We start from the raw sequence: 8,217 nt of genomic DNA, 5'->3' as shown, positions 1-8,217 counted from the left end.
GGGGAGTGGGGAGTGGGAAGTGGGGAGGGGGAATTAGTTATGTTGCCTATTCTCCATTCCCTATTCCCTACTCCCTTCTTCTGATACCATTCCAGGTATGCTTTTGGCGATTCAAAAAACCCTTGATAGTCGGGGTGGAGTAATCCGATGTTGGGGGTTTCAATTAGCGGGGGAATGTCGCCGACTTTTAAATCTAAGTATTTTTCTGCCAGTGTCCAGAATAATGAGGCTACGTTTTCTGGGCCGCCAGCATTCCAGTAACTATAGATAATTAACCAGTTACGTAAGTCTTGGACTTTTTGCACTGGGACGTATTTCAGTAGTTTGGGGCCAATCTTTAAGAAGCTGATGTAACCAGCGAGTTTGTCTTCTTCTCGTCCGTTGCTAAATTTGTCAAGGATGAATTTAACTGGTTTGGGCATTCCTTTGGGTTTGTCGCCAATGGCAAAGTCACCCAGCTTGGTTAAACTCATCAATTCCAAGGCTGACTCAAAGACTAGGCGAATGGGAATTTGGGCAATGCGATCGCGCAGCCACACAACCTGGTCATAATCAAATAGTAGGCTACCGAAAAACACATCAGCGCCATCAAGTGCTGTTTCTACCTCGCTACGAATGCTTGTAAGATCGCGATCGCTAAATACCCGAATATCCAACTCAGGACAGCGAGAGTTAGCCAAAAAAGCTGCTTTTCTATACAAATCAGCGTTAAACGATTCAAACCCAGCAACCAAGACGATGCGTTTCATGCCTGTAAGCTACGAAATATTTCTTTACTTTGATCTTAAACGTGCTTTCAGGCTGATTGTTAAATATCTACCAACAGATTTTGGTCATTTAGCCGTACTAGTACAGAATGGCGGAAATAAATATCCCATTTTTTCAGGCTGAAAAGCCTGTGTTATTGGTTTTCTTGCTTTTACCCCTCTGCTTTTATCGTTTTCTGCTTCTCTGCCCTTGTGCCCCTCTGCCTTCTTACACTAGGTACATTTGTCATAGCTTTCTACTTTTACGAAGCGCTATTATTTTAAGGATGGGGGTAATTGCTGCATTTCAATTTATTGCAACACTCACTGGATTATTCTCGATTTTGATAAATTATGATGGTTATGTTTTTTCTTCCAAAAAATCTTGCAATAAGCGGGTTTTCCCACATAAAATCTGCTTACAAAGTTCGCAGAAAAACTTATTTTATTTACTAGCGTAGTAACGCTTAAAATAATGCGAACATTGCTAACAAGTACTTCAACAAATTTATTAACAAAACTTTGTCTCTATAATTGGAAGAGTTTTGAACTAGTGTAAAAATAAGTAAGTTGAGGATGAAATTATGAAATTCGGAATTGATAGCGGGCACAATTGTCCACCAGACACAGGAGCCAGAGGACTCAAAGTTGAGGATAATTTAACTCTAGATGTAGGTAATAGAGTTATAGCCAAGTTAAGAGCTTTAGGAAATGAAGTCGTAGTATGTAAACCAAGTAGTGCTAGTACAGTCCGGGAATCACTTTCAAAAAGATGTTCTACAGCTAATTCGAGTAAAGTAGATATCTACGTCTCGATTCATTTTAACTCCTTTAACGGGCAAGCTAATGGCACAGAAGTGTTTGCAACTAGCGAGACAGGTAGAAAAATTGCTAAACCTGTATTAGATGAAATCGTAAAATTAGGATTTTTTAATCGCGGCGTTAAGAGTGGTTCCCACTTGTATGTTCTGAAAAATACGGATATGCCTGCGATTCTTGTAGAAGGTTGCTTTGTCGATTCGCAAAAAGATATGAATCTTTTTAATCCGGAAGCAATGGCTAATGCGATTGTTAAAGGCTTAACTGGTAAAGCGCCAAGTGTTCCTGTTAACCCTGTACAAGATGAAGAAGATAATGTAGATACCACTATTCTTAGACTGCAAAAGGCTTTAAATCGACTCAAAATAACTGATAAAAATGGTAAGGCGTTAGTGGAAGATGGCTTCACCGGAGCTAACACCAAATCTGCTGTAGAAAAATTTCAGACTATTGTCGGAGTTCAGCCGACTGGAATTGCTGACTCAGCTACATGGAATGCCATAAATCTAATTTTGGCAAAACGAGTCCTCAGACCAAACCATGCTGGTAATGCAGTTATCAGATACTTGCAATATCGTCTAGGTGTTGATAATGATGGCGTCTACGGGCCGCAAACAGAGGTTGCAATTAAGAACTTTCAAAGGCAAAATGGTTTAGATGTCGATGGGATTGTCGGGCCTGCTAGCTGGCAGAAATTAATTGGTTAGATTCAGGGGTAGGCATTGTTCGTAGTTGGCGATTTAGCGCTAAAGCGCCAACTATGAATTTATACGATTGGCTATTACCGAAAAAATGATTCTATAGCTACGCACTTCCAGGACGGCTTTCATTAATAAGAGAAATAACTAGGGCGCTTCAGCTGATGTCCAATTTGGATTTTCTGCCAAATCTACAGGGCAGAAAATTGAGGATAATAATTCCTCATAAACTTGGAGTAGTAAAATATGTTAAAAGATATTATTGCAGTGGAACCAAGAGAAAATTATCAACTATATATCTGTTTTGAAGACGAGGTGGAAGGAATAGTTGATATCAGTAAGCTGATTAAATTTACAGGTGTTTTTGCACTTTTGCAAGATCAAAAATACTTTGCTCAGGTTGAATTAAACCACGAATTAGGCACAATCCAATGGCAATCAGGAGCCGATCTCGATCCAGATGTTCTCTATGCAGTAATTAGCAATCAGCCTATTCCTAACTATAAGTTAAGTCGTAGTGCGTGACAGCAAAAAATCTTTAATTAGCGATGCCTACGGCGGCAAGCTACGCACCCCATTACACCCCAACTTTTACAAGTACGTAGCCGTAAGGCTTGTCGTCAGAACATCGCACTCTTGTATATGAACGATTAATGATATTACTAATTTGTAGAACTGCTAAAAGATAGTGCAGATGCTTCCAATAGATGCGGATGGTGGCGTTTCCAAAAACTCAAAATCTCTTCGCCAACCTGTTGAGGATAGAAGTAGTGAAAAAAATGATATCCTTCTAGGCATTCCCAGAGTTTATCTTCTGGCTTCAACCAATTCAACCAGTCATGCAATACAGTTGAGTTGACTACCGGATCACTCTTGCTACCACATACCATCATTGGCATAGAAACTCCACCCTTGGGTAAATAAACCAACTTAAATAAAGAGTGTGACGAGGGAGATTGTTCTAAATCTTTATCTAAGGCAGTTACTAACTTTTTAGTGGTGTGAGGTGGTTGATTTCCAAAAAGACTGCGAACGCTGCTTGCTAAAACTAGCTCACGGCTGATGCTAAAAAGTTGTCTTTGAAAGTAATAGTGAGCTTGCCAATCGTTTGCAGGTTGAGCTGCTACAGCTAGCAAGGTGAGCGATCGCACTTTTTGCGGAAATCGCCGCGCAAAGCTTAAGGCGATCGCACCACTCATACCATGACCTGCCAAATCCACGGGGCGATCGCGCCATTCTAAAAACTCATATAGCAACTCCACAGCTTGATCTATGCAACTGGCTTCATCTTTGGTTTGCTGGTATTCCCACTGGGCGATTCTCATATACCCAGATAAGTATTCAAGTAATGGTTTATCAAAACGCTTCAAAATCGGACTGGCATTTAACCACAAAACATCAAATGAATCAGACATAAATACCTATAGCTTCTAAATTATCAATTTCAATTAAGGCGCACAGCTAGCGGTGCGCCCCTAATCTCTACAAACCAAATTCTGTTTTCAACTGAGCAACCCAAGTTTTAATTCGCTCGTCTGTTAGATCAGATTGACTACCTTCATCAAGTGCCAGCCCTACAAACTTGCCATTTTTCAAAGCTCTAGAATTCTCAAAGTCATAACCCTCTGTTGGCCAGTAGCCAACAGTTTTACCGCCTCGCTGGGAAATTTTTTCTTCCAGAATTCCGATTGCATCCTGGAAGTTATCGGCATAGCCATATTGGTCTCCATCGCCAAAATAGGCAACCAGCTTACCACTAAAATCTATTTCATCCAGATCGGAGAAAAAACCTTCCCAATCGCTCTGAAGTTGACCAATATCCCAAGTGGGAGAGCCAATAATTAGTAAGTCATACTCATCAAAAGTCGTAGTATCCGCTTCATAAATGGGATGTAATGTTACAACATCACCACCAAACTCATCCCGAATTTTTTCAGCATCAGATTCAGTGTTGCCAGTTTGAGTACCGTAAAACAGACCGATTTTTTTCGACATACTTTCACCTGAGATATAGTTTTGCGATCGCCAGGATACCTATTTGCCTTATTGAAATATATTGTCCGCTTAATGAATATCTATCTCAATAAGCCTGAAGATATCCTACCAGAGTTATTGAGATTTTTTATCATTTAGCTTAAGTTAAATTTTGTAAAGTATTTCAGGAAATAAACGGAAAAGGTGAGCGGCGCTTCATTCCATCCCTACTTTTTGTAAGTGGCTTACGATATGCTCACACAATATTCCGAATTATTACTGGTTTCAAAACATACATGGGCAGAAGAAGCTAGACAAAGTAAATTTTTTGTGCATTTATGAAATTCATCCAAACACTAAAAGTAGCTGTAATTCCTGTTTTGACTGTGTTGAGCTTATTGTCTGCATCAAATAAAGCACTAGCTGACTATTTAACTAGTCAGGGGTCAGGAGGTAATTACCGTTATGAATTATGGTCTACCGATGATAATAGTAATTATTATTTGAAAGTTTGGTCATCTGAAGCAAGTCCAAACAGTGACGCATACTCCACAAGTAGAGCATTCACCTCTACTGGGGAAGCTTTAATTTATTTTGATTGCAACTACGCTGGTAAGAATTTACCTGAATGTCCGAATGTTCAATAATAATTTTGAACCCTTCTCAAAGCATCCTGGGAGAGTTAGCCATAAGAATTATATTTAATTTGTGAAAATTCACGTTGTCCAGATTCCCGACTTCTTAAATAAGTTGGGAATTTAACTTTTCACGAATAATTTAGGATTATTATATTTGTTCTTTGGTAATATTTAAAATTGAATAATTTATATTTATAAATTACCTCTATTTTTAGTCAATTTTTAATATTTTGAGTAAACTACAGAGACAAATGTGAAAGCCTACTTTCCTTCCGATAATTGGGCTGATCAAGGTAATTCGTAGTTCGTAATTAAAAAGTTAAATTACGAATTACGAATTACAAATTAGGCTTCGGCGGGTTGATATTCTTGTTGTCTTTCCACAAAAGTCTGTACACGGGTGCGGTAGTTTCTCACAGTCTCATCTACCCATTCGCGATCGTTGCTATTTGCATACAAATGCACCAGTGGTTCGCTGGCATCAGGTAAAACTAACAGCCAACTGTCATCGTAGGGTTGACAAATTTTCACTCCATCGATAAGTTCTAGGTTTTGGGCTGGATGAGTTTCCACCAAGTAACGCATCAAAGCACCTTTGGCAGTCCACGGGCAGCGTATTGTATAAGTTTTGTGAATTACACGGGGCAATTCTGACCGCGCAGCAGCAAGCGATCGCTCCTGTATAGTCAACATCTCAATTATCTTCGCAATGCAGAACATGGCATCAAATCCCGGATGCAGTTGCGGGAAAATAAAACCAGTATCTCCACTACCTCCTAATACCACATTCGGGTTTTTCTGACAAGCCTCCATTAAAGCTGTAGGGTTGGCTTTAGTGCGAATCACTCTACCATCATGGCGACGGGCGACTTGTTCAATAGCACTAGAAGCATGAACTGGCACTACTACCGTTCCTCTGGGGTTAGCCGTCAGAATCATGTCTACCATCAGTGCTGTTAAAATTTCCCCACGAATTGGGTAGCCTGATTCATCAACTAAAATTAGCTGTTCTCCATTAGCCGTGACTTGCACACCAAAGTTAGCTTTCAATGCTTCCACTACATGACCTAACTGAGTCAGCAGTCCTTCGCGGTCAGTGATTGACATCGCTGTTTTAGTGACACTGGCATTCAGCACCACTGCATCAGCACCAAATTTATCCAACATTTGGGGTAAAACTGCCCCCGATACTGCATAAACATAGTCAATCACCACTTTAGCTCTGCTGTTGCGGAGTGTATGAACATGCAACAGTTTTTCAAAAGCAGTGCAGTAGCGATCCATGACTTGGCTAGGATAAGATACATCACCAATTTCATGAATTAGCGCCCGCCGCATATCTTCCTTAAAGTAAGCCCCTTCAATTTTCTTTTCCAGGGCTTTGGAGATATTAATGCCTTTGGTATCCATGAATTCAATCAGAATGTAGTCAGGGCGATCGGGGTGTACCCGCACATGGATACCACCAGCTACCGACATTGTGGGTATAACCGTGCGAGCGATGGGGATAGCTGTGGCATCGAGGTTTTGAATATCTACACCTACTGACATTAAACCAGCAATGAGCGATCGCGTCACCATCCGAGAGATATTACGCTGGTCACGGGAAACCGTTACCTTAGAACCAGGTTTTAATGTAGAACCGTAAGCAGATCCCAATTTCACGGCGAATTCTGGGGTGATGTCGATATTAGCTAATCCTTGCACACCACGTTGCCCGAATAAATTCCGTTGGGCAGTATTCCCCCAAATCAAGTTAATGTTTAAAACTGCCCCTGACTCAATCTTTTTACTGGGCCAAACGCGCACACCGGGGCTAATTTGGGCTTCTTCTCCCACCGTGGAAAGCGAACCCACAACCGCAGCTTCTAATACTTGGGCGCGGCGGTCTACACGAGCGCCACGGGAAATCACGCAGGCAGAAAGAGCTGCTTCTTCGCCAATAAATGCCCCATTCCACACTATGGGACGTTTGAGATTCGCATCAGCGCCAATAGTGACATTATCTCCAATTACGGTTCCTGCCTCAATCTGGACTCTTGCACCAATGCGGCAATTATCACCAATTACTGCTGGGGCTTCAATCACAGCCGTTTGGTCAATGTAAGTATTTTGCCCTACCCATAACTCATGAGAAACTTGTTTGTATGCATAATCTAATTGCACTTTCCCATCTAAAGCGTCATATTGAGCTTCCCGATAAGCATCTAAGTGACCAACATCGCACCAGTAACCTTGAGCGATGTAACCATACATTGGTTCATCTTTTGCTAATAGCAAGGGAAATAAGTCTTTAGAAAAGTCTGATTCAATGTTTGCTGGCAGATATTCCAAAACTTCTGGTTCGAGAATGTAAGTACCAGTGTTGACGGTATCAGAAAAAATTTCACTACTAGAGGGTTTTTCTAAAAATCGCCGAATTCGTCTTTCTTCATCGGTAATCACCACGCCAAATTCAATTGGGTTGGGAACCCTGGTCAAAATCAAAGTAGCTTTCGACTTATTTTGTTTGTGAAATGCGATCGCAGCCGTGAGGTCAAAATCTGTTATGCTATCGCCGCTAATGACTAAAAAAGTTTCATCAAGAAGTTCGGCAATGTTTTTCACACAGCCTGCTGTACCCAGAGGTTGATCTTCTTCGACGGCATAAGTCATCTGGACACCAAAATCACTGCCATCTTGAAAATAGTCTCGCAAGACATCAGGTAAATAATGCAATGTCGCAATAACTTCTGTAATTTGATGTCGTTTGAGGAGATTGATAATATGTTCGGCTATTGGTCGATTAAGGATCGGCACCATCGGTTTAGGCAGATCGCAAGTTAACGGGCGAAGCCGCGTTCCCGAACCCCCCGCCATCAGTACTGCACGCATAAATCCTCCTTAACTAATTACAGCCTTCGCTGCTTGAAAACGTGTCAGATATATTTTCTTCTTCTTTCTCTAGTCTGCTATGGATATTGATATTTGAGGAACTTCCACAAGATGCATTACCGCAAGGCGGAAGTCAAAAGTCATGCATTCAAAAGTCAAAAGTTTTGTACAAGGCTTTTGTAATATCTTGCACCTGCCTATCCCGCCTGAGAATAAATTCTCAGGCAAATAGTGCAAATCCACTAAGCGTGGACTACAATTTTTACTCAGTCTTCTTTAGAAGACTTTAGCTATAAACCTCAGAATGAATTCTGAGACGGTCGTCGGGACTGATGCAAGTTCTGAGTTTTGCAAGTTTTCAAATGGTAGCTTGATTTTTGCCGCACTGTACTAGATTGGGCATGGGGCGCAGAGGAGAAAGAGCTAATTATTTTAATCTCCCCCTGCCCCCTGCCCAATCTAGTACAG

General features: G+C 41.0%; 7 protein-coding genes. 3 read left to right on the top strand and 4 right to left on the bottom strand.

The window, feature by feature from the left end:
- On the bottom strand, window positions 1-749 hold a 749-nt coding region (locus ACFE90_RS33430), incomplete at its 3' end, for a DUF3479 domain-containing protein (protein ID WP_375506598.1).
- A 581-nt stretch (window positions 750-1,330) separates the two neighbouring features.
- Here ACFE90_RS33430 and ACFE90_RS33425 point away from each other — a divergent pair.
- Both ACFE90_RS33425 and ACFE90_RS33420 read left to right on the top strand, forming a co-directional pair.
- On the top strand, window positions 1,331-2,272 hold the full coding sequence (locus ACFE90_RS33425; RefSeq protein ID WP_375506597.1) for an N-acetylmuramoyl-L-alanine amidase: 942 nt from the start codon (window positions 1,331-1,333) through the stop codon (window positions 2,270-2,272).
- Window positions 2,273-2,509: 237 nt separating this feature from the next.
- Window positions 2,510-2,788, top strand: coding sequence for a DUF2442 domain-containing protein (locus tag ACFE90_RS33420; protein WP_375506596.1), 279 nt, complete (start codon window positions 2,510-2,512; stop codon window positions 2,786-2,788).
- 137 nt (window positions 2,789-2,925) lie between these two features.
- Here the strand turns inward: ACFE90_RS33420 and ACFE90_RS33415 are convergent, their stop codons facing one another.
- Both ACFE90_RS33415 and fldA read right to left on the bottom strand, forming a co-directional pair.
- Entirely contained in the window at window positions 2,926-3,678 is a 753-nt protein-coding gene (locus ACFE90_RS33415; protein WP_375506595.1) for an alpha/beta fold hydrolase, read from the bottom strand.
- Window positions 3,679-3,745: 67 nt separating this feature from the next.
- Window positions 3,746-4,258 (bottom strand): flavodoxin FldA, encoded by a 513-nt coding sequence (fldA, locus tag ACFE90_RS33410; protein ID WP_229496892.1) that lies wholly within the window; start codon window positions 4,256-4,258, stop codon window positions 3,746-3,748.
- Between the two features lie 317 nt (window positions 4,259-4,575).
- On the opposite strand from fldA, the gene ACFE90_RS33405 reads away from it, so the two are divergent.
- Window positions 4,576-4,884, top strand: coding sequence for a hypothetical protein (locus ACFE90_RS33405; RefSeq protein WP_375506594.1), 309 nt, complete (start codon window positions 4,576-4,578; stop codon window positions 4,882-4,884).
- A 336-nt stretch (window positions 4,885-5,220) separates the two neighbouring features.
- On the opposite strand, the gene ACFE90_RS33400 is transcribed toward ACFE90_RS33405, so the two are convergent.
- On the bottom strand, window positions 5,221-7,749 hold the full coding sequence (locus tag ACFE90_RS33400) for a sugar phosphate nucleotidyltransferase (RefSeq protein ID WP_375506593.1): 2,529 nt from the start codon (window positions 7,747-7,749) through the stop codon (window positions 5,221-5,223).
- Window positions 7,750-8,217: the final 468 nt, after the last annotated feature.

The organism is uncultured Nostoc sp., from assembly GCF_964245445.1.
Classification (GTDB): domain Bacteria; phylum Cyanobacteriota; class Cyanobacteriia; order Cyanobacteriales; family Nostocaceae; genus Nostoc.
This window is presented reverse-complemented; position numbering and strand designations above follow the sequence as displayed.

Bases quoted from the DNA above. Each gene is read 5' to 3' on its own strand.
- ACFE90_RS33425 (WP_375506597.1), top strand. From the start codon at position 1,331: ATGAAATTCGGAATTGATAGCGGGCACAATTGTCCACCAGACACAGGA.
- ACFE90_RS33415 (WP_375506595.1), bottom strand. From the start codon at position 3,678: ATGTCTGATTCATTTGATGTTTTGTGGTTAAATGCCAGTCCGATTTTG.
- ACFE90_RS33400 (WP_375506593.1), bottom strand. From the start codon at position 7,749: ATGCGTGCAGTACTGATGGCGGGGGGTTCGGGAACGCGGCTTCGCCCG.
- ACFE90_RS33420 (WP_375506596.1), top strand. From the start codon at position 2,510: ATGTTAAAAGATATTATTGCAGTGGAACCAAGAGAAAATTATCAACTA.
- fldA (WP_229496892.1), bottom strand. From the start codon at position 4,258: ATGTCGAAAAAAATCGGTCTGTTTTACGGTACTCAAACTGGCAACACT.
- ACFE90_RS33405 (WP_375506594.1), top strand. From the start codon at position 4,576: ATGAAATTCATCCAAACACTAAAAGTAGCTGTAATTCCTGTTTTGACT.